This window comes from Streptomyces sp. NPDC126499, from assembly GCF_040302485.1.
In the GTDB taxonomy this organism is placed as follows: Bacteria; Actinomycetota; Actinomycetes; order Streptomycetales; family Streptomycetaceae; genus Streptomyces.
On record NZ_JBEOUO010000039.1, the window covers coordinates 1 to 23,208 of the forward strand.

The following is a 23,208-nucleotide window of genomic DNA, read 5'->3' on the forward strand; positions in this document are numbered from 1 at the left end:
GCGGGGCTGGGGGGGGGGGGGGTGGGGGGGGGCGGGTGGCTTGGGGGGGGGGGCTTGGGGCGGCGGGCGCCGGGAGTGGGGGGGGGGGCGTGGGGCGGCGGGCGTCGGCGGCGGGCGCGGTGGGCGGCCGGCGTCGGGCCGCGGCTTCGGTGCCGGCTTCGGTGCGGGGCCGGTGCCGGGCGGGGCCGGTCGGCGCGGCATAGGATCGGCCGGACACGGCCGGGGGCTGACCCGGCGGCGGGGAGAGGCGCGGAGGAGAGACAGTGTTCGTCAAGGTGTGCGGGCTCGCCACGACCGCCGACATCGACGTGGCCGTCGAGGCCGGGGCCGACGCGGTCGGCCTGGTGATCAGCGGGACCAGCGTCCGCGGCCTCGACCGGGACGTGGCCGCGCGGCTCGCCGCCCACGCCCGCTCCCACACCCCCGCGCGCGTGCTGTCCGTCCTCGTCGTCAACGACACGCCCGCCGAGGAGGCCGCGCGGCTCGCCCGTGAACTGGACGTCGACGCGCTCCAGCTCCACGGCCCGTACACCAAGGACGACTTCCGGCGGGCCGCTCGCGTCTTCCCGCGCCTGTGGCGGGCCACCTCCCTCAAGGAGCGCCCCGACACCCGCGTCGGCGCCCACGGCGAGGAGGTCCTCCTGCTCGACTCGCCCCGCGCCGGCTCCGGCGCCCGCTGGGACCTGTCCCTCCTCGACGGCGCCCGCCCCGACGGCACCTGGCTCCTGGCCGGCGGACTGGCCCCCTGGAACGTCGCCGAGGCGATCGGCCGGGCCCGGCCCTGGGGCGTGGACGTCTCCAGCGGCGTCGAGTCCGCGCCCGGGGTCAAGGACCACGACCGCGTCCGGGCCTTCGTCACCGCGGCGAAGGCGGCCGGGGCGGAGGCGTCCGGGACGGCCGGGGCCTGAGCCGCACCCGGTTGTCAGACCCTCCCACTAGCGTGAGTCGGACCAGACCCGCACGCGCTCCGGGAGGACGACCCGTGGACATCCTGCTCATCGCCGGACTGTGGCTCGACGGCTCCGCATGGGACGACGTCGTCCCCGAGCTCACGGCCCTCGGCCACCGTCCCGTGGCGCTCACCCTGCCCGGACAGGGCGACGGCGACCGCGCCGCCACCCTGGACGACCAGCTGGCGGCGGTCGCCGACGCCGTGGACGCGGCGCCCGGCAGGCCGTTGGTGGTGGGGCACTCGGCCGCGGCCGGCCTGGCCTGGCTGGCCGCCGACGCCCGGCCCGAGAAGGTGGCGAAGGTCGCCCTGGTCGGCGGCTTCCCGGCCGCCGACGGGAGCGCCTACGCCGACCTCTTCCCGATCGAGGACGGCGTCATGCCCTTCCCGGGCTGGGACCCCTTCGAGGGGCCGGACGCCGCCGACCTCGACGAGGAGGCCCGGCGGCGCCTGGCGGCCGCCGCCGTCCCCGTCCCGGAGGGCGTCGCCCGAGGGACGGTACGGCTCCGCGACGAGCGCCGCTTCGACGTGCCGGTGCTGCTGGTGTGCCCCGAGTTCACCCCGGCCCAGGCGAAGCAGTGGATAGCCGGCGGCGAGAGCCCGGAGCTCGCCCGCGCGCGGGACCTCGCCTACGCGGACCTCGACTCCGGCCACTGGCCGATGACCACCCGCCCCCGCGCACTGGCCCGCGTCCTGGCCGAGGCGGCGACGCACGGCTAGCGGGACGGTCACGCCCCGAGGCGGACCTCCCTGCCGCCGAGGGTCACGACGAGCCGGCCGTCGGTCGCGAAGGACCAGCCGAGGGCGCCCGTGTAGGCGGCGCAGCGGGAGCCGTTCGTACCGGACCAGAACTGGTTCGTGGCGTCCGCGTCGCCGACGGTCTTGTCGTTCGAACCGCTGCCGGAGCGGCAGGACGTGTTGCCGCGGAAGACCGAGGTGCCCGCGTCCCAGGAGTAGTTGCGCTGGGCGTTGTCGACGGAGAGGTTGTCCGAGACCTTCATCGAGCCGGGGTTGCTGTTGTACGTGAAGCCGTGCTTGCCGTTGCCGTGGGCGATGCTGCGGCGGACGACGTGGTCGACGGGGATGTCCTCGCCGCCCAGCTTGTAGCCGTTGCGGTCGCCGTTGGCGTTCACGGTGCCGTCGCTGAGGGTGCCGTTGCCGTAGGCGAGGGAGTCCTCGATGGTCACGGCGCCGATGGGGCCGGTGTCGGGCTTGGTGTAGAGGTCCCAGCCGTCGTCGATGTTGTGGTGGGCGACGGTGTGGCGGAAGACGTTGCCCGGGCCGACGGTCAGCTTCGCCGCGAAGCCGTCCGCGTCCTCGCCGTCGGAGTCGGCGTTGTCGTGCGACTCGGCGCTCAGGACGAGGTTGTGGGACGGCCACTGCTCGCGCGGGGTGGTGGAGGCGATGCGGCCGAGCTGGAGGCCGGTGTCGCGGTTGAAGCGGGTGACGGTGCGCTCGACGACGTTGTTGCTGCCGCCGACGTAGATGCCGTTGTCGCCGGCGCGCTGGACGGTGATCCCGTGGACGTGCCAGTACGAGCCGTTGAGGACGAGCCCGCGGTTCGCGGGGGCCTCGGTCATCGCCGAGAAGTCGAGCACCGGCCTCTCGCCGGGGTAGGCCGACAGCCGGGTGCGGGTGCTCGCCGTGCCGTTGTTCCCGGCCGGGACGGTGACGGTCTGCGCGTACGCGTAGGTGCCGCCGCGCAGGTAGATCGTGCCGCCCGGCGCGACGCGGGAGATGGCCGAGGTCAGGGTGGTGGGGGCGGACAGGGTGCCGGCGGCACCGTCGGTGCCGTTGGGGGCGACGTAGAGGGCGGTGGCGGACGGCGGGGGAGTGGTGGTGCCGGTGGTCTCGGCGTCGAGACGGTCCACGTTGGGCAGTCCGGCGGCGGTGGTCGGGCTCAGGCGCACGGTGTTGGCACCCGAACGCACCGGCACGGTCAGCGTCTTGGTCGTCCACCCCGTCCAGGTGCCGGTGGACTCGAACGAGGCGATCCCGGCGGCCGCGCCGTTCACGGTCACCTCGGCGGGCCTGGCCGAGGCGGCACCGTTGGCGAACCGGAAGGCCAGGGTGGCGGTCCCGTCCTGTCCCGCGCTGACGGTGAACTGCACCGCCGCGCCGACCGCGTTGCGGCCGTTGCAGAAGCCGGTCCCGGTGTACCCGGTGTGGTCCGCGTCGACGCTCCCGTCGCAGGTCGCGGGCGCGCTCTCGGCCTCGTAACGGGCCGACGCGGCGGAGGCGGCGGTGGGGAGCGCGACGACGGCGCCGGTGGCGAGGGCGGCACAGGCGAGGAGGGAAAGCGATTCTTTGGAACGCATGGGGGGGGTCCTTGTCGTCCGTGGTCAACGGATAGAAAGCGCTTGCCGAGCGCCTGCCAAGCTAGGAGCCCCACATGAACACGTCAAGACATCGGACGGGAGCGCTCCCATGAGAGCGCCGCGCTCACCCTTCAGAGCCCCCTACCGGTGTCGGCCTACGACGCCGGCACCGGCCTCAGTGGCATGGAGCGCGAAGGGGGGCGGTGGCGGGGGGCCCTGCGAGGGGAGGTGGACGGCGAGTCGGGCGCCTCGCGGCATCGTTCAGATCCCGGCGCCCCTATGGGAGGGCGGGTGCGCGGGAGCGGTCGCGGAAGGCGCGTTCGTCGGCGGCCGCGAGCCAGAACCAGATCGGCGGGAAGACCAGCTCGATCACCGTCAGCGCGATCTGGAACCAATGCGGCCAGCCGTGTACGGCCACGGAGAGCAGGCGGCCCAGGCCGCCGAGCAGGAAGACCGCGGCGAGCCAGCGCACCACGCGGGCCGGAACCGGATCCTGGCGGACCGCCCAGAGCCAGACCAGGCCGTAGCCGGTGAAGATCGCGCCGAGGAAGCGGCCCAGACTGTCCACGGTCGGGCCCGCGTCGGCCTCGCCGGGGATGGCGGCGTTGCCGCCGAATACATGGAGCAGCCCGATCGCCACGCAGGCGAGGCCCATCGTCCACGCGAACACCCGGAGCGTCTTGGCCATGACCACACCTCGGCTTAGTTGACATGTGTCTACTAATGCTCAGCCTAGGGCTCCCTGGTAGACACATGTCAAGTACTCTGCGGGTGTGCCGCCCCGCCGACGACTGTCCCCCGCCGACCGCCGCGCCCAGCTGCTCGCCGTCGGCGCCGAGCTCTTCGCCGGTTCGCCGTACGAGGACGTGCTGATGGAGGACGTCGCGGAGCGGGCGGGCGTGTCCCGCGCGCTGCTCTACCGGCACTTCCCCAGCAAGCACGCCCTCTTCGCCGCGGTCTACCAGCAGGCCGCCGACCGGCTGCTCGCGGCCACCCGCCTCGATCCCGAGGCCACCCTCGTCCAGCAGCTCGCCCAGGGCCTCGACGCCCATCTCGACTACTTCATCGCGAACCGTCAGGCCGTCCTGGCCGCGAACCGGGTGCTGGCGGGAGACCCCGTCATCCAGACGATCATGACCGATGAACTCGACGCCCTGCGCGCCCGGTTGCTCGGCGTGCTCCCGCTCGCCGACGACCGCACCCGCGCGGCCGTGTCCGCCGCGCTGAAGGCCTGGCTGGTGTTCGTCCAGGTGCTGTGCGTGGACTGGCTCACCCACGAGAACTGCGAGCGCGCCGAGCTGCGCGATGCCTGCATCGGTGCCGCGATCGGCGCCCTCCGCCCCCTGCTCCCGGTGGACCCGGCCCCCGACTGGCCCGCCGGCGCCGCCTGAAGATCCGCCGGCCAGGGAGACGACGGAGCGGACCACGTCCCTCCGCCACGGCAGCAGCGGTGGGGCGCCCCACCCGGGCCGGCACAGGGTGACCTCGCGGCACCGAACCCCCGGAGGGACTTCTGCTGCTGCCGCCGCGACCTCGGTGGACATGAAGGGGCCCCCTTCTCTCCGGCACCCTCGACACCCCCGGCGCCGAACCCGAACCCGCCGCCACCGTCGCCTCGCTGCGCGCCGCCCGAGGCGGAGGCAGAGCGCGTGAGGGGGGGGAGCGCGTGAGGGGGGGCAGAGCGCGTTAGCGGGACGCCAGCGGAACGACAAGGGCGTGCCGCACGCTGGGTGCGGACCTCATCCGCCTTTCCCCCAAAGGGGCATCATGCGACGACGTACGTTCCTCACCGGCACCGCACTCGGGGCGGCCATCGCCACCGTGCCGTCCTTCGTCACGGCCTCCGCCGCGACCACGGTCACCGTCGGCTCCCTCGCCGAGCTCCAGCGCGCGATCGACCGGGCGGTGGCCGGCGACCGGATCGTCCTCGCCAACGGCACCTACACCGTGCCCTCCGGAGGCGCCATCACCGTCTCCGGCCGCCACGGCAGTGCCGCCGCGCCCATCACGATCGTCGCCGAGTCCCGGGGCGGCGCGGTGCTCCAGGGCGAACGCGGCTTCGTGTTCACCGACTCCAGCGACATCGTCGTCAGCGGCTTCGCGCTCCGGCAGAGCACCACCCTGGAGATACCGGCGAGCTGTCCGCGCATCCGCCTGACCCGCAACGACCTCCGCTTCGCCGATGTCCCCGGCCTCGACTGGGTGGTGGTACGCGGCGACGACGCCAAGATCGACCGGAACCGCTTCCACGACAAGACCACCGAGGGAATCTTCCTCGTCGTCGACGGCCCCGGCAGCACCGCCATGGCCCAGCGGACCCAGATCCTCCGCAACCACTTCGCCGACCACTCCTACACCGGCGCCAACGGCGGCGAGCCGATCCGCCTCGGCGTCAGCTCCCGCGCCCTGTCCAGCGCCTCCGCCGTGGTCGAGCACAACCTCTTCGAGCGGTGCGACGGCGACCCCGAGGCCGTCTCGGTCAAGTCCTCAGACAACACCGTCCGCCACAACACCATCCGCGACAGCCGCGGCGGCATCGTGCTGCGCCACGGCAACCGCACCACCGTCGAGGGCAACCACCTCCTCGGCGGCGAGGACGGCGTCCGCCTCTACGGAAACGACCACCTGGTGGTCAACAACTACTTCGGCGGCCTCACCGGCCGCGCCCTGGTCATCGGCAGCGGCACCACCCGCGACCACCACTCCGGCGAGACCACCGAGGAGCGGCGCGGCAACGACGCCTGCGACCGCGCGGTGATCGCCCACAACACCCTCGTCGGCAACGCCCGCACGCTCTCCGGCGAGAGCCGGACCCACGCGCCCAGCGACGTCGTGATCGCCGACAACATCATGGTCTCCGCCACGGGGACCCTGGTCGACCTCGACCGGACCATCGGTTTCGTGTGGCAGGGCAACATCCTGTGGGGCGCCGCCGCCGACGGCACCCTCCCGTCCGCCGGCTACCGGCGGGTCGACCCGCGACTGCGCCTGGACACCGACGGGGTGCACCGGCTGACGGCCGGCAGCCCGGCCATCGACGCGGCGACGCTGACCGAGCCCGCCGTGACCCAGGACCTCGACGGCCACCCCCGTACCGGCGCCCGTGACGTCGGCGCCGACGAGTACTCCGCCCTCGCCCCGGTCCGCCGCCCCCTCACCCCGTCCGACGTGGGCCCGAACGCGGCCTGAGCGGGCGAAGGGGCGCGACGGACGCGGCACGCGGGAGAAGCCCCGCCCCACCGCGCCGCGTCCGTCATGGCCCCGCGGGGGCGCGCGTCAGTGGCGCTCGGGCAGGTCGCGCTCCGCCGGGCGGTCCACCGCCCCCTCCGGCGCGCGGTCCGGCGCCAGGCTCCGCGTGCTCGGCTGCGGCGCGGGCCTGACACCGCAGAACGCGGCTTCCAGCGTCCGGCCGAGCGCCGTGTTCGCGGAGCCGTGGTTCGAGGTGTTCGCCAGCGCCGACAGAGCGCGCCGGCCGTCCCGGGTCGCGAAGGCGTACGTGTAATAACCCTGCACCGTCCCCGTGTGGCCGAACACCTTCTCTCCGCAGGACAGTTCGTAGCGGCGCAGCCCCAGGCCGTACGACCGGGTGCCGGTGGCGTCCGTCGGCGTCACCGTCGTCATGGCGTCCAGCATCGCCGGGGAGAGCAGCCGGCCCCGCATCAGCGCGCTCATGAAGGTGTTCAGGTCGGCCGGCGTGGACAGCACGGCGCCCGCCGACTGCGCCCAGGACACCGTCTGTTCGGTGGAGTCCACGAGCGGCGCGCCTGCCTCGTCCGGGTGCAGATGCCCCCGTACGTGCAGGCCCTTGATGCGCGTGTCGGGGTGCACGTACGAAGTGCCGCGCAGCTTCAGTGGCTTGATGATCCTGCGCTCGTAAGCGTCGGCCACCGGCCGCCCCGTGAGCTTCTCGATCAGCATGCCGACCACGACGAAGTTCGTGTTGGAGTACGCGTAGGAGGCGCCCGGTTCGGTGGTGCGCGGCTCGGCGAGCGAAAGGTCGACGAGCTCCTGGTAGGAGAACACCCGGTTCCGCACGGCCTCGAAGCCCGGGACGGTGTGCTCGAACATCTTGTTCGTGTAGTCCGCGAGACCGCTGCGGTGGGTGAGGAGGTGACGGACCGTCACCCGGTCGTCGGGCAGGAGACCCGGCAGCAGACGGTTCACCGGATCGTCCAGCCGCAGCCGGCCCTCCTCCACCAGCTGGAGCAGGACGACGGCCGAGAAGGTCTTGCTGACGCTGCCGATCCGGAAGCGGGCGCGGATGTCCATGGGCGCGCCCGTCGCCAGGTCCCGGACCCCGACCGTACGGCTTTGGACGCCGTCCGGGCCGGTGTACCGGGCCATCGCCCCGGGCGCGCCCTCCGCCAGGGCGGCGTTCAGCGCGGCGACCACGCCGTCCATGTCGGGCGCGGGCACGGCGCCGGAGCCCGTTGCGGTGGGGGAAGGCGCGGGAGAGGCGGTGGCGGGTGCGGCCGGGAGGAGACCCCCGGCGAGCGCGGCGAGCAGGGCGGCGCCCACGGCCAGGCGTCGGTGCGGCGAACGGAGCACGGGCTTCCTCGACTTCTTCCCCGGAGGGGATGTCTCGCGGCGGGATGCGCCTCGGCGACGGCCTCGGCGGAGCGGCCCGGCCCGGACCACCCGGCCGACCCGCTCACCGATCAGGAGGGGCGGAAAGCGGGAAAGGTTCCGCCGCGGTCCGCGCGCGTTCGAGCGGGCCGTCACCCGTTCGGCGCAGCCGGAGCCGACCGCGTGCCGCGCCGCCCTGCGTCGGCCGCTCACGCGCCCGTCCCGGCCGTGCGCCGCGCTGCCTTGCGGTGCCGTGCGGTCGGCGTGGCCCTGCGCCTGCGCGGTGCGCCTGGCCTTTGGCCCGTGCCCGTGGGTCGGCGTGGCCTCCGGCCCTGTGCCCGCGCGGTGCGCCTGCCCTGCGGCCCGTGCCCGTGCGGTCGGCGTGGCCTTGCGCCCTGCGCCCGTGCGGTGCGCCTGGCTTTTGGCCCGTGCCCGTGGGTCGGCGTGGCCTTGCGTCCTGCGCCTGCGCGGTGCGCCTGGCCTTTGGCCCGTGCCCGTGCCCGTGCGGTCGGCGCTTCGGTCTCGTGGCCGTGCGGTCGGTCTGCCCTTTGGCCTGCGCCCGCGCGGTCGGCGTGGCCTCCGGCCCTGTGCCCGCGCGGTGCGCCTGCCCTGCGGCCCGTGCCCGTGGGTCGTGTGGCCTCCGGCCCTGTGCCCGCGCGGTGCGCCTGCCCTGCGGCCCGTGCCCGTGGGTCGGTGTGGCCTCCGGCCCTGTGCCCGCGCGGTGCGCCTGCCCTGCGGCCCGTGCCCGTGGGTCGGCGTGGCCTCCGGCCCTGTACCCGCGCGGTGCGCCTGCCCTGGGGCCTGCGCCTGTGCGGTCGGCGTGGCCCTTGGCCTGCGCCGCGCGCGCTCCCGCCCGCTCCCGCCCGCTCCGTCCCGCGCCTCCCCGCCGCCTTCCACCCCCCTCCCGCTCCCCGCCCCGATCCGGACCGCGCGGGTAGACTCCGAAGAGGCACGAGCGCGTGTTCCGGAGGTCGTCTTGACCCGTTCCGCAGGGCCCGCGGGGACGCCCGCGGAGGCGTCCGCCGAGGCGTCCGCGGAGAGGTCCGCCGCCTGGGCGGACTCGGCGTTCGCGGGGCTGGCCGCGGAGAACCGGCGGCTGCGGGCCGAGCTCGTCCGGCGTCATCTGCTCGACCTCGCCACCGGCGTGCTCGCCGTCCAGCTGGGCATCTCCACCGCCGACGCCGCCGAGCACCTCACCGCCCTGGCCCGGGCGACCGGTCTCGCCGCCGAGGACCTCTCGGCCGACATCGTGAACGCCGTCGCCACCTCGGGCAGCCTCCTGACCGCCCCGGGCGACGCGCCCGGCCGGTCCGCGCCCGAGGTCCTGCCGCCCGACGACCTGCCGCCCGTCCTGGGGCGCCGCCTGCGCCGTACGGCCGCCGCCGCGGAGATCGCGGACGGCGTCGCCGAGGGCGCCAGGACCCTCCTGCAGGGCGGGCTCGCGCCGCTCGGCGCGGAGAGCCTGTGGCTGTGGCGCTGCGCCGAGGCCGGATCGCTGCGGCTCGCCGGGCACGCCGGGGTCGGGGCCACGGAGGCGGCGGCCTGGTGGTCGATCCCGCCGGCGGCGCCGGCGCCGATCCGGGCCGCGCTCGCCGGGAACGCCGCCGTATGGCTGGAGGACGGCCCGGCCGACGCCGGCCCGCTCCCCGGAACCGGCCCGGACGCGGCCCGGGCGGTGCTGCCGCTGCGGCGGCGCGGGGCGACGGTCGGTGTGGCCCTGGTCTGCTGGCCCGGCCCCACCGAGCTCGGCTCGTCCGTACGGCGGGCCGTCACCGGTCTGATGGACGTGGCCGTCGCCGTCCTCGACCGCCCCGAGGCCGAGGAACCGGGCGCGCCGGCCCTCGTCGACGTGCTCGACGCGCTCGTCCACCCCGGCGCCCTGCTCCGTACCCACCCCACCACCGGCGCACCGGCCCTGGACCACGTCAACGAGGCCGCCGCGGCGGCCCTCGGCGGCGCCCTGCCCGCCGACGACCGCTCCCTGCACCGCGCCTTCCCGCACGCCCACGAGGAGCTGGCCCGCCTGGTGCGGCGCGCCCGCCACACCCGCCGCCCCCAGCACGCCGCCCGGCTGCCGGCCGGGCGGCCCGGAGGAGCGCCGGGCCCCCTCCTCGACGTACGCGTCCTGCCGGCCGGAGCGGACCGGTCGGTCGTGCTGTGGCACACCGTCGGCGACCCCGGCGTCGCCGCCGGGCGGGCCGTCGCGCGGCTGCAGAGCGTCGCCACCTTCCAGGACAGCCTGACCGGCGGCGACACGGTCTGGTCCGAGCAGGCGTACGGCATGTTCGGCATGTCCCGGCACGAGGCGCCGCTGCCGCTGCTCGCGCTGCGCGGCAGGGTCCACCGCGAGGACGGCGAGGCCCTGACGCAGCTGCTCAGGACGCTGACCGAGTGCCGCTCGGGCGCGCAGACGGTGCTGCGGATCGTGCTCCCGGACGGTGCCGTGCGCCATGTGCGGGTGGCGGCCGAGCCGCTGCTCGAACGGGACACCGTCACCGGCTTCGTCGGGGTGTACCAGGACGTGTCGGCGACCCGGCGCACCGAGCTCGCCCTGACCGCGACCTTCGACCACCTCACCGCCGTGCGCGACCAGGCGGAACTGCGCCACCAGCTCGCCCTCCAGCTCCAGCAGGCGATCGTGCCGGAGGTGACGGCCCTGCGGGAGCTGCCCGGCGATCTGGCCGTCGCCGCCCGCTACCGGCCGGCCGCCAAGGAGTACCAGGTCGGCGGCGACTGGTACGACGTGCTCCCGCTGCCCAGCGGCAAGGTCCTCGTGGCCGTCGGCGACATCGCCGGGCACGGCATCGACACCGTCACCGGCATGGTCGCCCTGCGCAACGCCCAGCGGGCCCTGGCCTTCACCGGCAGCCCGCCGCGGCAGCTGATGAGCTGGCTGAACGAGGTCACCCTGCGCACCGGGGGCGGCGCCACCGCCACGGCCGTGTGCGCGCTGTACGACCCCGAGGACGGCGGTCTCGTCTGGTCGAGCGCCGGACACCTGCCGCTCCTGCTGATCCGGGACGGACGGGCGCGGCTGCTCGAACCGCCGCACGACATCCTGCTGGGCGCGGTGCCCTCGTACACGTACCAGGAACGGCGGACCGTGCTGCGGCCCGGCGACACCCTGCTGCTCTACACCGACGGCCTGGTGGAGCGGCGCCGCGACGGACTGGGCACCGGGCTCGCCCGGCTCGTCAGCGCGGCCGGGCGGCTGGCCGGCCGGGGGAGTCCCGAACTGCTCGTGGACGGGCTGCTCGGCGCGGCCCTCGGGGACACCGACGACGACACGAGCATCGTCGCGGTCCGCGTCCGGCGCCCCGGAGAGGCGGAGGCCGAAGCGCAGGCGGAGGCCGAGAGCGGGGCGGCGGCGGTGGCCGGGGCAGTGACGGTGACCGGGGCGGCGACCGGGACCGGGGCGGTGCCGGTGACCGGTGTGCGTCCCGACGCCGGCTCCGGCACCGGTACCGGCTCGGGCGCCGGCGGATGACTCAACTCCCCAGCTGTTGCCGGATCTTGACCATCAGCTCCGCCTCGTCGACCGGCTTGGCGAGATAGTCGTCGGCGCCCGCCGCGAGGGCCCGTGCCCGGTCGTCCGGCATCGCCTTCGCGGTGACGGCGATGATCGGCAGCCCGGTGCGGCCCGGGAGCCGCCGGATCTCCTCGATGGTCCGGTAGCCGTCCATGCCGGCCATCATGATGTCCATGAGGACCAGGCGGACCTCCTCGTGCCCGGCGAGCACGCCGATGGCGGGACGGCCGCCGTCGGCGGTGAGGACGCGCAGGCCGTGCGCCTCCAGGACCTCGGTGAGTGCGAAGACGTTCCGGACGTCGTCGTCGACGACGAGCACGGTGACAGCGGCCCGCTCCGGATCCGCGCCCGGTCCCTCCTGCCGTTCCCGCCGCCGTTCCCGCAGCGGTTCGGCGGACGGTCCGACGGCCGGTTCGACGGCCGGTTCGGCGCGGGGTGCGTCGAGGGGTGCCGCGCCCTGCCCCGCCGGTCCCGCGGTCGGCCCTGGGGCCGGTTCGGGCTCCTGCCGCACCGGACGCTCGGGCAGGTGGAAGGTGAAGAGGCTGCCCCGCCCCGGGGTGCTCTCGACCTCGATCGTGCCGTCCAGGAGCGTGGCCACCTCCCGGCTGATGGACAGCCCGAGGCCCGTCCCGCCGTACTGCCGCGCGGTGGTCCCGTCGCCCTGCTGGAACGCCTCGAAGATGTTGCGGAGCCGGTCGGCGGGTATGCCGACGCCGGTGTCGGCGACCCGGAAGGCCAGCACAGGGCGTCCGTCGCGCAGCACGGCTGGGATCTCGTCCGGCGGCGTGTGCTCCACGGTGAGCTCGACCCGGCCCTCCTCGGTGAACTTCATCGCGTTCGACAGCAGGTTGCGCAGCACCTGCCGCAGCCGGCCCTCGTCCGTGGTGAGGTACGCCGGCACGTCGGGCGCCACCGTGACCGTGAAGTCGAGGCCCTTCTCGTCCGCGATCGGCCCGAAGGTGGCGCCCAGCGACTCCATCAGCTTGGACAGCGCGAACGGCTCGCGCCGCACCTCCATCTTGCCCGCCTCCACCTTGGACAGGTCGAGGATGTCGTTGATCAGCTGGAGCAGGTCCGAGCCCGCCGAGTGGATGACCTCCGCGTAGTCGACCTGCTTCTCCGTCAGATTGCCCTCCGGGTTCTGGGCGAGCAACCGGGCCAGGATCAGCAGGCTGTTGAGCGGGGTCCGCAGCTCGTGGCTCATGTTGGCGAGGAACTCGGACTTGTACATGGAGGTGCGCGACAGCTGCTGCGCCCGGGTCTCCAGCTCCTGCCGGGCCTGCTCGATGACCCGGTTCTTCGACTCGATGTCCTTGTTGCGCTCGGCGAGCAGGGCGGCCTGCTCCTGGAGTTCCGCGTTCGACCGCTGGAGCTCGCGCTGCCGGGCCTGCAACTCCTGTGTACGGGATTGGAGTTCGTCGGCGAGGTTACGGGACTGGGCGAGCAGCTCGTCGGTGCGGAGGTTGGCCACCAGGGAGCTGAGGACCGCGCCCGCGCTCACCACGAAGCGGTCCAGGAAGTCGCGCTGGAGCGCGCCGAAGGGCTGGAGCGAGGCCAGTTCGACGGCACCGAGCACCTGGTCCTCCACCACGATCGGCAGCACTACCAGGGCCGCCGGCTCGGCGCTGCCGACGCCCGAGGAGACGGTGGCGTAACCCCGCGGCACCGGATCGACCAGCAGGGTCCGCCGGTCCCGCGCCGCCTGCCCGACCAGCCCCTCGCCGAAGCGGAACCGGCGCCGCGGACCGCCGGGTCCGAGCGGCAGCCCGTACGAGGCGGCCATGACCAGCGTCGGCCCCTCCCACTCCTCCGTACCGCCCTCGCTCCCGCCCGGCACCGGCCCCGCGCCCGAACCCGGGCCGCGGGGGCCCGCGCCCTCGTCCGCCGCCTCCCAGCCCTCCGCGACCAGGAAGAAGGCCCCGTACTGCGCCGAGACCAGCGGCGGCACCTCCGCCATGATCAGCTCGGCGATCTCCGGCAGCCGGCGGGTGCCCTGGAGCAGCGCGGTGATGCGGGCCAGGTTCGTCTGCAGCCAGTCCTGTTCCTCGTTGGCCCGGGTGGTGGCCCGCAGCGACTCGACCATCGAGTTGATGTTGTCGCGCAGTTCGCCGACCTCGCCGGGCGCCTCGACGGTGATGGAACGGGTCAGGTCGCCCTCGGCGACCGCGCTGGTGACCTCGGCGATCGCCCGCACCTGGCGGGTCAGGTTCCCGGCGAGCTCGTTGACGTTCTCGGTGAGCCGCGCCCAGGTGCCCGAGACGCCCTCGACCTCCGCCTGGCCGCCCAGTTTCCCCTCGGTGCCCACCTCGCGGGCCACCCGGGTCACCTCGGCGGCGAACGAGGACAGCTGGTCGACCATGGTGTTGATGGTGGTCTTCAGCTCCAGGATCTCGCCCCGGGCCGCCACGTCGATCCGGCTGGTCAGATCGCCCTGGGCGACCGAGGTGGTGACCTGCGCGATGTTGCGCACCTGGTTGGTCAGGTTGTCGGCCATCGAGTTGACGTTGTCGGTGAGGTCCTTCCAGGTGCCGGAGACCCCGCCCACCCGGGCCTGGCCGCCGAGCAGACCCTCCGTACCGACCTCGCGGGCCACCCGGGTGACCTCCTCGGCGAACGAGGACAGCCGGTCGACCATGGTGTTGATGGTCTCCTTGAGCTCCAGGATCTCGCCGCGCGCGTCCACCCGGATCTTCTGCGTGAGGTCGCCGCGGGCGACGGCGGTCGCCACCTGCGCGATGGACCGCACCTGCGAGGTCAGGTTGTCGGCCATGGTGTTCACGCCGCTGGTGAGCTCCCGCCAGGCACCGCGCGCCAAGGGCTCGCGCACCCGGCCGCCGAGCAGCCCCTGCCCGCCGACCTCGCCGGCGACGCGGGTGACCTCGGAGGTCAGCAGCGAGAGCCGGTCGACCATGTCGTTGTAGACGGTCGCGATCTCGCCCAGGACGCCGTCGGAGCCCTCGGCGAGGCGTACGGACAGATCTCCGTCCCGTACGGCGGTGAGGCCGGCGAGCAGCCGGCGCAGGGCCTCCTCGCCGGGCGGGGAGCCGGCGCCGTCACCGCCCCACCCGTTCCGGTCGCCCCCGTCGCCGCCGTGGGCGTCGCTGCCGTGACGGCCGGCGTCGCCGCCGTGACCGCGGTTGCGGTGTGCTGCTCTGCGCTGTGCCATGAAGGACCTCGTCCGCAGGTAGGCGCCCCCCGTCCACTCTAGATCCGCCCCCGGAACGGGTCCTGCCGGAACGGGTCCTGGCGGAACAGCTCCTGCCGGGACGGCGACCCTGAACCGGCCCCCGGCCCCGCCCCTACCGCTAGCGCAGGACGTCCACCTCGAACCACACCGTCTTCCCGGCGCGTCCCCGCGTCACCGTCCCCCAGTGCGCCGCGAGCCGCTGCAGCAGGTAGAGCCCGTGCCCCGAGGGGCGGCCGGCGCGGTGCGGGCCGTGCGGTACGGGGCGGTGCGGGCTGCTGTCGCTGACCTGGACGCACAGCGCCCGGCCCCGGCCCTCCAGGCAGAGCTCGTACGGGGCGCCGCCGTGCAGGCGGGCGTTGGTGACCACCTCGGAGACCAGGAGCAGGACGTCCTCGACCGGCTCGCGCCCGCGGGCGCCCGCGTGGCCGAACCACGCGGCGAGCGCCCGCTGCGTGAGGTCGCGGCACTCCGCCAGCACTCCGGGGCCCTCCGCCAGCTCGTAGCGAACCGACCGGCGGGTGGTCACGGTCTTCTCTCCCGTGGACATGCGCTGCGGATTACCACGGGCGGCCGGGTCAAACACCCGGCCGCCCGATCCGCCCAGCCGCCCAGTTGCCCGGTCGGCCGGTCCGCCGGGTCAGAGGCCCGGCGCGTCACCGCGCAGCCACGGCGGCGGCGACGGGAGGGCGACCTCCAGCCACACCACCTTGCCGGGGGCGCCGTCGTCCTTCGCCGCCGACCCCCAGGCGCCGGCCAGCCGGTCGAGCACCATCAGGCCGTGGCCGCCGGGCAGCGAGGGGGAGCGCGGGACGTTCGAGCGGGGAGCGGCCGGACTCGCGTCGTACACCTCCACGCGGAGACGGCCTCCGGAATGACGCAGGACCAGCTGCTGCGGTCCGCCGGCGTGCAGACAGGCGTTGGTCACGACCTCGGAGACCATCAGCAGGACGTCCTCCGCCCGCTCACGGTCCTCCGGTGTCGCTCCGGGCAGCCAGCCCCAGTCGGTGAGCGCGGTCGCGGTGAAGTCGCGGCAGCGCGTGACCGCGCCTCCGGCGCCGTGCAGCATGAGCCGCCTGACCTGCCCCTGGGCGAGGTTCCCGGTGCCTTCGAGACCTCCCGGCTCCCTGGGGTCGCCGGTGCTCCCGGTGCTTCCGGTGTTCCCGGCTCCCGCGGTGTCCCCGCGCCTCATGACCCCTCCGCCGCTCGTGAACCGTCCGTCGCCGGTGAACCTTCCGCCGCGCCGCCCGTCGTGGAGGTGTCCGCGAGGGCGGCGGCAGAGTCCTCGTATACCCGGAAGACGGCCCGTGCACCCGTGATCTCGAACATCCTGTTCACCGGGGCCCGCAGCCCGGCGAGGTCGAGCCGCCCGCCACCGTCCAGCATCCGCAGTCTGGCCCGCAGGAGGACGTTCAGGCCGGTCGAGTCGCAGAACCTCAGCCCCGAGCAGTCGACGACGATCCGCCTCGCGTGGGCGTGCCGCACCAGCGCCTCCTTCAGCGGGGCCGCCGTGTCGTGGTCGAGCTCGCCCGTCACGGTCAGCACGACCGTGCCGGGTTTTCGGCCCTCCACGACGTCCACGCCGAGCCGCCCCGCGAAGTCCTCCGCTGCCTCCGTGGCTTCCATGCGGTCACAGCTCCCTTCCGTCCTCGGCGGTCCCACCATGATCAGGCGAAGCGCAGGCCGACCCGGTCCTTGACGATGGTGAAGAGACCCAGTGTGCCCGTGAGGGCGAACAACTGGCGCAGCTGCCGGGGCAACGGCCCGGCGAGCACGAGACGGTGGCCGGCGAAGTGCGCGCTCACCAGCTCGTGCAGGAACGAGGAGTCCCCGAAGCCGACCCGGGAGACGTCGAGGACGACCTCGCGGCTCCCTTCGAGGCGGGCCTCGGCGAGCGCGTGGTGCAGGCAGCCGACCGTCTCGACGTCGAACTCGCCGCTCGCCGCCAGGACGACGGTGCCCGGCGCGGGCGAGGACTCGCGCACCACCCACGCCGTACCCGACGGAGCCCGGTACGTACGGGGCTCCGGAGCCGTGTCCGGGGGTGGCACGGGCTGCACGTGGACCATGACGGCACCTCCGTCCAGCACGTGCCCCGATCCGGACCCCCTATGCACGGCAGGCGGCCGACGGCGGGCTCCCGGAACCCCATGCCGTGATCTTGGGCTGGGATAACTGGCCGTAGCCAGTCGAACTCCCGTGCATGACCAACGGTGGCCGCCCGCACCTGCGCGTCCTCGGAACCCCGGCCCGTCGCGCGGGCTGACGGGGCGTCAGCCCAGCGGGGCGCTCAGTTCGATCGCGCGCAGCGCCGCCGACAGGGACCGCTCGTCGCCCACGTCCAGGGCCGTGTCGGTCAGCTTGATGACGTGCTCGTCACCGTGGGCCAGGGCGCGGGCGAAGACCTCCTCGGCGGTGAGGGATCCCGGCGGTGCGGGCTCGATCCCGGCCGCCGGGGCGTACATCGCGGTCACCGCCGCGGACGCCGTCCACGCGGCCCGCAGACTGGGCACCCACAGGGCGCGGGGCAGGGCGGGCAGGGTGCGCAGGACGGCGTTGGGGGCCGTGGCCGCGTGGACCAGCATGGTCTCCTCGCCGTGGCCGTGGGTGGCGTAGCGGTGGGTGGCCGCACGGACGAGCTCGGCCAGGCGCCGGCGCGCCGTGTCGGGGTCGTCGACCGAGGCCGCCCACACCGGCAGGCGGGTCACCCGGTCGAGGCGGGCGGGGAAGCCGCCGTCCTGCCCGTCGATCGGCGGCACCGCGTCCAGGGCGTCGGCCGCGCTGTCGGCGCCGGGCAGCGGGGTGAGGTCCGCGACGGGCCGGTGGCGGGCGGCCCAGTAGCCGAGGCCGTGGGCCAGCTCGGTCAGGCGGGGCGCGGTGAGCCCGCCGGCCAGCAGGGTGCGCACCGCGTGCCCCACGCGGATCACCGGGTGCGTGGAGCCCCCGTACATCCCGGGCAGCAGCCGCGGCCACCACTGCGCGAGCACGTCCCGCCAGGGCCGCTCGGCCAGGTCGCGTTCGAAGTGGGCGATCCAGTCGGCGACCCGGCGCGGATCCCCGAGCGCGGAGCGCCAGTCGGCGGCCGTGACCGGTGCGACCCCGGCCGGGAACTCCTCCAGCTTCGGCGCGTACCGGTCGAGCCAGCGGTGCACCGCCCGCGCCTGGCCGTGCGCGGCGAGGGCCTCGACGGCCATCGGCGCGTGGTTGGTGAGCCGCCCGAGCCGCTCGGGCCCGGCGGCGTGCAGCCGCTGGAGCGCCTCGTCGAGGGTGCCGGTGGGGTCCGTGCCGGTGCCGGTGCCGGTGCCGGTGTCGGTGTCGGTGCCGGTGTCGGGGTCTGCGTCTGTACCTGTGACTGTGCCTGCCGTGTCCATGGGGCGACGGTAGGCGGGGGCACCGGCCGGCGTAACCGACCCGAGGCCGAGACCGGGTCCGCACCGGGACCTACGGCGCTCGTCCGGCGCGCCCGTCAGCCCCTCGTCGTCCCTCCCGTCCCGGCCGCTGTCCTGAGGGCGTCGAGCAGCGTGCGCAGGACGGGTTGTTCCAGCGACCCGGCCCGGATGACGGCGTGGATCGCCCGGACCGGTTCGGGGTGCCGGACGCGGCGGACCGCGACGCCGGGATGGCGGGCGCTCAGGCCCAGCCGGGGGATGAGGCTGATGCCGAGGCCGGCGGCGACGAAGCCCTGGGCCGTGGCGTAGTCCTCCGACGTGGCCGTGAAGTCCGGGCTGAAGCCGGCGGCCGCGCAGGCGTCGGTGATCGGCGTGAGGCAGGGGCCGGGAGGTTCGCTGCCGACCCAGGGTTCGCCGGCGAGATCGGTGAGGTCGAGCACGCGCTTGGCGGCCAGCGGATGTCCGCTGGGCAGCACCGCCCGGTACGGGTCGTCGAGCAGGTGGACGACCCGGACGCCGTGCCGCGGGGCGTCGTCCGGCGGCCGGACGACGACGGCCAGGTCGGCGTCGCCTCGGAACACCTCCGCGAGCGCGTCGTCCGGATCGGCCAGCCTCGGGTCGATCGCCACCGCCGGGTGCTCGCGGCGCACGCGGGCGAGGGCGGGAGCCAGCAGGGTCGGCCCGACGGAGGCGAAGTAGCGGACCGTCAACCGGCCCTCGCGCCCGGCGCGCAGATCGGCCAGCGCGGTCTCCGCCTCGGCCAGGTGCTCGCTGACCACGGCCGCGTACCGGGTGAGCAGCAGTCCGGCCGCCGTCGGCCGCACGCCCCGGCCGACCCGTTCGAGCAGCGCGATCCCCGTCTCCTTCTCCAGGGCCGCGACCTGCTGGCTGACGGCGGAGGGGGTGTAGCCGAGGTGGGCCGCCGCGGCCGTCACCGAGCCGCTGGTGATCACGGCGCGCAGCACCTGCATGCGTCTCACATCCATCATGTAGCAGAGCTTAAGGGAAGTACAGAACCTTTTTCTTGTCCTTCCAGGAGGAGTGCGGCAGCGTTCAGGGAGGCCGACGCGAGAGCGGCCGACCAGGAGGTGGCGGTGAACGGTGTCATGGACAGGAGCCGGGCGTGGGCGCGGATCGGCGTGCTCGCCCTGCTCTGGGGGTCGACCTTCCTCTGGATCGAGGTGGCCCTGGAGGCGCTCGCCCCGGTGCAGGTGACCTTCGCCCGGTGCCTGCTCGGGGCGCTCACCCTGCTGGCCGTCTGTCTGCTGTCCGGCCGGCGGCTGCCGGGCGGCCCGGCGGTCTGGGGCCGGGTCTTCGTCGCCGCCTTCTTCTGCAACGCCCTGCCGTTCGCCCTGTTCAGCTTCGGACAGCAGAGCATCGACTCGGGTGTCGCCGGCGTCCTGAACGCCACGACCCCGCTGTGGTCCCTGTTGCTCGGCGTGGTCGTCGGCACCGAGGGCGGTCTCCGGCCGGCGCGGGTGGCCGGACTGCTGCTCGGCTTCGCCGGAGTGGTGCTGATCTTCGCGCCGTGGCAGGCCAGGGAGTCGGGCGGCTGGGGAGCCCTCGCCATCGTCGGCGCGGCGGCCGGTTACGCGGTCGGCTTCCTCTTCATGAGCCGCCACCTGGTCGGCAAGGGCATCCCGACCATCGCGCTGTCCGCGGCGCAGCTCGTCGCCGCGACCGTCCTCACCGCGCCGACCCTGGTGGCCGGCGGCCTGACACCGGTCGAGATCACCCCGAGGCAGCTGATCGCCACCGTGATCCTCGGCGTCGTCGCCACCGGCGTCACCTTCCACCTCACGTACCGGAACATCGCGGCCGAAGGCGCCACCAACACCGCCACCGTCGGCTACCTGCTGCCGGTGGTCTCGGTGGCCCTGGGCGTCGTCGTCCTCCACGAGGACTTCAGCCTCCGGATCGCCCTGGGCATGGTGATCGTCCTCGCCGGGGTCGGCCTGACCCGCAGGTCGACGCCCCTCCGCCTTCCCGGTCAGCTCACCCGACAGGAACAAGACGTACGCCAGTGACGCGAGTGACGCCAGTGAATGCAGTGAACGCAGTAGACGCAGTGACAGCAACGACAGGGGCCACGGTGACCACGGCAACGACGGCAACCGCAGGGACGACGGCAACGACGGCAACGACAGGCACGACGGTGATGACGGTGACGGCGGTGGCCGCCCTGTCCGCCGTCTCCGTGCCCGCCGACTGCCTGGTGATCGGCGTCGCCCAGAGCGCCGACGGACCGGTTCCGGTGCCCGTGCCGGGCTCGGGCGAGGCGTTCGGCGACGGCCTGCCCCGGCTCCTCGTCGCTTTCGGGGCGACCGGTGCCCCGGGCGAGGCACTTCGCCTGCCCGCACCCGCCGGTGCCCGGGCCGGTCTCGTCCTCGCGGTCGGCCTCGGGCCCGCAGCCGGCGGCGCTCACGGCGACGGCGGTGAAGGCTACGACGCCGAGGTGCTGCGCCGGGCTGCCGGAGTGGCCGCGCGCACCCTGGCCGGCGCGGACCGGATCGCCCTCGCGCTGCCGGCCACGACCGGCGAGGCCGTGGAGGCGGTGGCCCTGGGCGCCCTGCTCGGGGCCTACGACTTCACCGCCTACCGCACCACCCGCCGCACGGAGCCCGTCCGTGAGGCGACGATCCTGGTGGACCCGGACCTCCGGACGCCCGCGGAGGCCGCCGTACGGCGTGCCCGCACGCTGGCCCAGGAACTGAACCGGGCCCGCGACCTCGTCAACACCCCCGCCAACGACCTGTACCCGGAATCGTTCGCCGACCTCGTCGCCGCCGCCGGCCGGGAGCACGGAGCGGACGTCCAGGTGCTCGACGAGGACGCGCTCGCCGCGGGCGGCTACGGCGGCATCCTCGGTGTCGGCCAGGGCTCGGTGCGGCCCCCGAGGCTGGTGCGGATCGCCCACACCCACCCGGAGGCCACGACGACCCTCGCCTTCGTCGGCAAGGGCATCACCTACGACTCGGGCGGCATCTCGCTCAAGCCCGTCGGCGCCAACGAGATCATGAAGCGGGACATGTCCGGCGCGGCGGCCGTGTTCGCGGCGGTCCTGGCCGTCGCGCGGCTCGGTCTCGCCGTCAACGTCACCGGCTGGCTCGCCCTCGCCGAGAACATGCCCTCCGGTTCCGCCCTGCGCCCCGGCGACGTCCTGCGGATGTACGGGGGCCGGACGGTCGAGGTGCTCAACACCGACGCCGAGGGACGCCTGGTCCTCGCCGACGCCCTCGTACGGGCGGGCGAGGAACAGCCGGACGCCGTCGTGGACGTGGCGACCCTGACCGCCGCGACCCGGTTCGGCCTCGGCGACCACGTCTTCGCGGTGATGGGCGACGACGACGCCTTCCGCGAACGCGTCCTGGCCGCCGCCCGGGAGGCCGGCGAGCGGGCCTGGCCGATGCCGCTGCCGCCCGAACTGCGCCCCAGCCTGGACTCACGGGTGGCGGACCTGGCCAACTACGGCGCGCGGATGGGCGGCGGCCTGGTGGCCGGTCTGTTCCTGCGGGAGTTCGTGCCGCCCGGCGTTCCCTGGGCACACCTGGACATCGCCGGACCGGCCTTCAACGAGGGCCCGCCGCACGGGTACACGCCCGGCGGCGGCACCGGCTGCGCGGTGCGCACCCTGGTCCGGCTCGCCGCCGGTTCCGCCGCCGCCACCGACGCGACGGAGGAGCGGTGAGCATCCTCTACCAGGTCGACGCCTTCACCCGTACCCCCTTCAGCGGCAATCCCGCCGGGGTGGTGCTGACGGCCGACGCCCTGACCGACGCGCAGATGCTCGCCGTCGCCCGGGAGCTGAACAACTCCGAGACGGCCTTCGTCCTGCGCGCCGACGGCACCGACCACGACGTACGGGTACGGTTCTTCACGCCCACGACGGAGGTCCCCACCTGCGGACACGCCACCGTGGCCACCCACTTCGCCCGCGCCGTCGAGTACGGGCTGCCCGCCGGCTCCCTGGTGCAGAAGACCGGCACGGGGCTGCTGCAACCGGTGCGGATCCACCGCGACGGCGACCGCGTGCGCATCGGCATGCGCCAGGGCGCGGCCGTCTTCGGCCCCGAACTGGACGATGCCCAGGTCGGGCGGCTCCTGCGCGCCCTGGGCGCCGCGCCTGGCGACCTCGCGGACGGCGGGCCGGTGCAGATCGTCTCCACGGGACACGCCAAGGTGCTGGTCGAGCTGAAGGGCCGCGCCGCCGTGGACGCCCTGCGGCCGGACCCGGCGGCGCTTTCGGCCCTGAGCCGCGAGATCGACACCAACGGCTTCTTCGTCTTCACCCGGGACACCGGCGAGGAACACCTGCTGACCTGGTCCCGGATGTTCGCGCCCGCGATCGGCATCCCCGAGGACCCCGTGACGGGCAACGGCCACGGCCCCCTCGGCGCGTACCTGCTCCGGCACGGCATCGTCCCCGCCGCCGACGGCCGGCTGTCCTTCACGGGGCGGCAGGGAGCGGCCATGGGACGGCCCGGGCACGTCCGGGTCGACGTCGAGACGGCGGCCGACGGCGCACTCCTCGTCTCGATCAGCGGGAGCGCGGTGACGGCGTTCCGCGCGGAGCTCCCCCTCTGACGCGGCACGGCGCGAGGGAGCGCGTCAGCGGCGGTGGCCGAAGAACTCCACTTCGGCCAGGGCGACATGGCGGCCCCGGGCCGTGCCGTACGCGGTCTCCGGTGTGATGCGGACCCGGGTCACCCGCGAGCCCCGCAGGTCGAAGGTCTGCTGACCGGGCTGGTCCTTGAGGGTGATCCGGCGGGTGGACCGGTCGCCGTCCGCCGACACGATCTCCACGAGGAGGCGGGCCGGCCGGGCCTGCGTCAGGAACTCGTCCTTCTTCGCCGACGTGCCCGCGAACACCACCAGCTTCGTCATCCGCACCCCCGGCGCCTCGAAGTCCGCCTCCAGCGTCGAACCGGCCGCCGACGACGCCCAGTAGCGGTTGCTGAAGCCGTCGAAGGCGGCGCCCGCCGGATGGTCCTTCAGGGCGCTGGACGCGCGGACCGCCGAGGGCGGAAGCGATTCGGGCGTGCCCGTCTCGTCCCGGGCGAGCCCGAGCAGCCGGCCCGCGTGCGGCAGACCGAACCAGATGCCGACGCCGAGCAGGACCAGGACGAGCGGCAGCGCGATCCTGGGCCTGCGCCAGGCCCGGCGCGGCCGCGTGCCGGCCGGCGGCGCCTGCCGCCGCCCGCGCCGCAGCAGCCGCCGCCACCTGGCCGGCGCCACCTCCGGCGGCGGCCCCGGGTCGAGCAGCAGCGCGCACC

At 74.9% G+C, this 23,208-nt stretch carries 19 protein-coding genes; 8 read left to right on the forward strand and 11 right to left on the reverse strand.

Features of this window, described 5'->3' with window-relative positions; translation table 11 throughout:
* The first annotated feature begins 263 nt into the window (after positions 1-263).
* Both ABTZ91_RS33235 and ABTZ91_RS33240 read left to right on the forward strand, forming a co-directional pair.
* A complete protein-coding gene (locus ABTZ91_RS33235; protein WP_352080963.1) occupies positions 264-908 on the forward strand; it encodes a phosphoribosylanthranilate isomerase in 645 nt (214 codons plus the stop codon).
* A 74-nt stretch (positions 909-982) separates the two neighbouring features.
* Positions 983-1,669, forward strand: coding sequence for an alpha/beta hydrolase (locus tag ABTZ91_RS33240; RefSeq protein WP_352080964.1), 687 nt, complete (start codon positions 983-985; stop codon positions 1,667-1,669).
* 8 nt (positions 1,670-1,677) lie between these two features.
* On the opposite strand, the gene ABTZ91_RS33245 is transcribed toward ABTZ91_RS33240, so the two are convergent.
* Together ABTZ91_RS33245 and ABTZ91_RS33250 are read right to left on the reverse strand one after the other, a co-directional pair.
* Complete coding sequence (locus ABTZ91_RS33245; RefSeq protein WP_352080965.1) at positions 1,678-3,267, reverse strand: carbohydrate-binding protein; 1,590 nt, start codon at positions 3,265-3,267, stop codon at positions 1,678-1,680.
* A gap of 277 nt (positions 3,268-3,544) precedes the next feature.
* Positions 3,545-3,955, reverse strand: coding sequence for a DUF4345 domain-containing protein (locus tag ABTZ91_RS33250; protein ID WP_352080966.1), 411 nt, complete (start codon positions 3,953-3,955; stop codon positions 3,545-3,547).
* 85 nt (positions 3,956-4,040) lie between these two features.
* Between ABTZ91_RS33250 and ABTZ91_RS33255 the strand changes: the two genes are divergently transcribed.
* Entirely contained in the window at positions 4,041-4,658 is a 618-nt protein-coding gene (locus ABTZ91_RS33255) for a TetR/AcrR family transcriptional regulator (RefSeq protein WP_352080967.1), read from the forward strand.
* Between the two features lie 376 nt (positions 4,659-5,034).
* Positions 5,035-6,456, forward strand: coding sequence for a polysaccharide lyase 6 family protein (locus ABTZ91_RS33260; protein ID WP_352080968.1), 1,422 nt, complete (start codon positions 5,035-5,037; stop codon positions 6,454-6,456).
* Positions 6,457-6,543: 87 nt separating this feature from the next.
* Here ABTZ91_RS33260 and ABTZ91_RS33265 read toward each other — a convergent pair whose 3' ends face one another.
* On the reverse strand, positions 6,544-7,815 hold the full coding sequence (locus ABTZ91_RS33265; protein WP_352080969.1) for a serine hydrolase domain-containing protein: 1,272 nt from the start codon (positions 7,813-7,815) through the stop codon (positions 6,544-6,546).
* Positions 7,816-8,809: 994 nt separating this feature from the next.
* Between ABTZ91_RS33265 and ABTZ91_RS33270 the strand changes: the two genes are divergently transcribed.
* The gene (locus tag ABTZ91_RS33270; RefSeq protein ID WP_352080970.1) at positions 8,810-11,320 is read left to right on the forward strand and encodes a SpoIIE family protein phosphatase; all 2,511 of its coding nucleotides are present in this window, start codon (positions 8,810-8,812) and stop codon (positions 11,318-11,320) included.
* Between the two features lies 1 nt (position 11,321).
* Here the strand turns inward: ABTZ91_RS33270 and ABTZ91_RS33275 are convergent, their stop codons facing one another.
* The 7 genes from ABTZ91_RS33275 to ABTZ91_RS33305 form a co-directional block, all read right to left on the reverse strand.
* On the reverse strand, positions 11,322-14,528 hold the full coding sequence (locus ABTZ91_RS33275; protein WP_352080971.1) for a HAMP domain-containing protein: 3,207 nt from the start codon (positions 14,526-14,528) through the stop codon (positions 11,322-11,324).
* Between the two features lie 139 nt (positions 14,529-14,667).
* Positions 14,668-15,096: an ATP-binding protein gene (locus ABTZ91_RS33280; RefSeq protein ID WP_352080972.1), complete on the reverse strand. Its 429-nt coding sequence runs from the start codon at positions 15,094-15,096 to the stop codon at positions 14,668-14,670.
* A 90-nt stretch (positions 15,097-15,186) separates the two neighbouring features.
* On the reverse strand, positions 15,187-15,738 hold the full coding sequence (locus ABTZ91_RS33285; RefSeq protein ID WP_352080973.1) for an ATP-binding protein: 552 nt from the start codon (positions 15,736-15,738) through the stop codon (positions 15,187-15,189).
* Positions 15,735-16,172: an STAS domain-containing protein gene (locus ABTZ91_RS33290; RefSeq protein WP_352080974.1), complete on the reverse strand. Its 438-nt coding sequence runs from the start codon at positions 16,170-16,172 to the stop codon at positions 15,735-15,737. The genes ABTZ91_RS33285 and ABTZ91_RS33290 overlap by 4 nt, the downstream gene beginning before the upstream one ends.
* Before the next feature lie 41 nt (positions 16,173-16,213).
* Positions 16,214-16,615 carry an STAS domain-containing protein gene (locus ABTZ91_RS33295; RefSeq protein ID WP_352080975.1) on the reverse strand — a complete coding sequence of 134 codons (402 nt, stop codon included), beginning with the start codon at positions 16,613-16,615 and terminating at the stop codon, positions 16,214-16,216.
* A gap of 204 nt (positions 16,616-16,819) precedes the next feature.
* A complete protein-coding gene (locus ABTZ91_RS33300; protein ID WP_352080976.1) occupies positions 16,820-17,917 on the reverse strand; it encodes a questin oxidase family protein in 1,098 nt (365 codons plus the stop codon).
* A 95-nt stretch (positions 17,918-18,012) separates the two neighbouring features.
* The gene (locus ABTZ91_RS33305; RefSeq protein WP_352080977.1) at positions 18,013-18,924 is read right to left on the reverse strand and encodes a LysR family transcriptional regulator; all 912 of its coding nucleotides are present in this window, start codon (positions 18,922-18,924) and stop codon (positions 18,013-18,015) included.
* A gap of 117 nt (positions 18,925-19,041) precedes the next feature.
* Here ABTZ91_RS33305 and ABTZ91_RS33310 point away from each other — a divergent pair, with 117 nt between their 5' ends.
* The 3 genes from ABTZ91_RS33310 (at position 19,042) to ABTZ91_RS33320 (ending at position 22,519) form a co-directional block, all read left to right on the forward strand.
* Positions 19,042-19,962 carry a DMT family transporter gene (locus ABTZ91_RS33310; protein ID WP_352080980.1) on the forward strand — a complete coding sequence of 307 codons (921 nt, stop codon included), beginning with the start codon at positions 19,042-19,044 and terminating at the stop codon, positions 19,960-19,962.
* 131 nt (positions 19,963-20,093) lie between these two features.
* Positions 20,094-21,623, forward strand: a complete 1,530-nt coding sequence (locus tag ABTZ91_RS33315; RefSeq protein WP_352080981.1) for a leucyl aminopeptidase — start codon at positions 20,094-20,096, stop codon at positions 21,621-21,623.
* Positions 21,620-22,519: a PhzF family phenazine biosynthesis isomerase gene (locus ABTZ91_RS33320; RefSeq protein ID WP_352080978.1), complete on the forward strand. Its 900-nt coding sequence runs from the start codon at positions 21,620-21,622 to the stop codon at positions 22,517-22,519. The genes ABTZ91_RS33315 and ABTZ91_RS33320 overlap by 4 nt, the downstream gene beginning before the upstream one ends.
* 24 nt (positions 22,520-22,543) lie before the next feature.
* Here the strand turns inward: ABTZ91_RS33320 and ABTZ91_RS33325 are convergent.
* Positions 22,544-23,208, reverse strand: a 665-nt coding sequence (locus ABTZ91_RS33325; RefSeq protein WP_352080979.1) for an NADase-type glycan-binding domain-containing protein, incomplete at its 5' end; no start/stop codon positions are given.

What these genes read in the sequence shown, in the direction of transcription:
- ABTZ91_RS33245 (WP_352080965.1), bottom strand. Translation starts at nt 3,267, where the DNA reads ATGCGTTCCAAAGAATCGCTTTCCCTCCTCGCCTGTGCCGCCCTCGCC.
- ABTZ91_RS33250 (WP_352080966.1), bottom strand. Translation starts at nt 3,955, where the DNA reads ATGGCCAAGACGCTCCGGGTGTTCGCGTGGACGATGGGCCTCGCCTGC.
- ABTZ91_RS33260 (WP_352080968.1), top strand. Translation starts at nt 5,035, where the DNA reads ATGCGACGACGTACGTTCCTCACCGGCACCGCACTCGGGGCGGCCATC.
- ABTZ91_RS33275 (WP_352080971.1), bottom strand. Translation starts at nt 14,528, where the DNA reads ATGGCACAGCGCAGAGCAGCACACCGCAACCGCGGTCACGGCGGCGAC.
- ABTZ91_RS33280 (WP_352080972.1), bottom strand. Translation starts at nt 15,096, where the DNA reads ATGTCCACGGGAGAGAAGACCGTGACCACCCGCCGGTCGGTTCGCTAC.
- ABTZ91_RS33285 (WP_352080973.1), bottom strand. Translation starts at nt 15,738, where the DNA reads ATGAGGCGCGGGGACACCGCGGGAGCCGGGAACACCGGAAGCACCGGG.
- ABTZ91_RS33290 (WP_352080974.1), bottom strand. Translation starts at nt 16,172, where the DNA reads ATGGAAGCCACGGAGGCAGCGGAGGACTTCGCGGGGCGGCTCGGCGTG.
- ABTZ91_RS33295 (WP_352080975.1), bottom strand. Translation starts at nt 16,615, where the DNA reads ATGGTCCACGTGCAGCCCGTGCCACCCCCGGACACGGCTCCGGAGCCC.
- ABTZ91_RS33300 (WP_352080976.1), bottom strand. Translation starts at nt 17,917, where the DNA reads ATGGACACGGCAGGCACAGTCACAGGTACAGACGCAGACCCCGACACC.
- ABTZ91_RS33305 (WP_352080977.1), bottom strand. Translation starts at nt 18,924, where the DNA reads ATGATGGATGTGAGACGCATGCAGGTGCTGCGCGCCGTGATCACCAGC.
- ABTZ91_RS33310 (WP_352080980.1), top strand. Translation starts at nt 19,042, where the DNA reads ATGGACAGGAGCCGGGCGTGGGCGCGGATCGGCGTGCTCGCCCTGCTC.
- ABTZ91_RS33315 (WP_352080981.1), top strand. Translation starts at nt 20,094, where the DNA reads ATGACGGTGACGGCGGTGGCCGCCCTGTCCGCCGTCTCCGTGCCCGCC.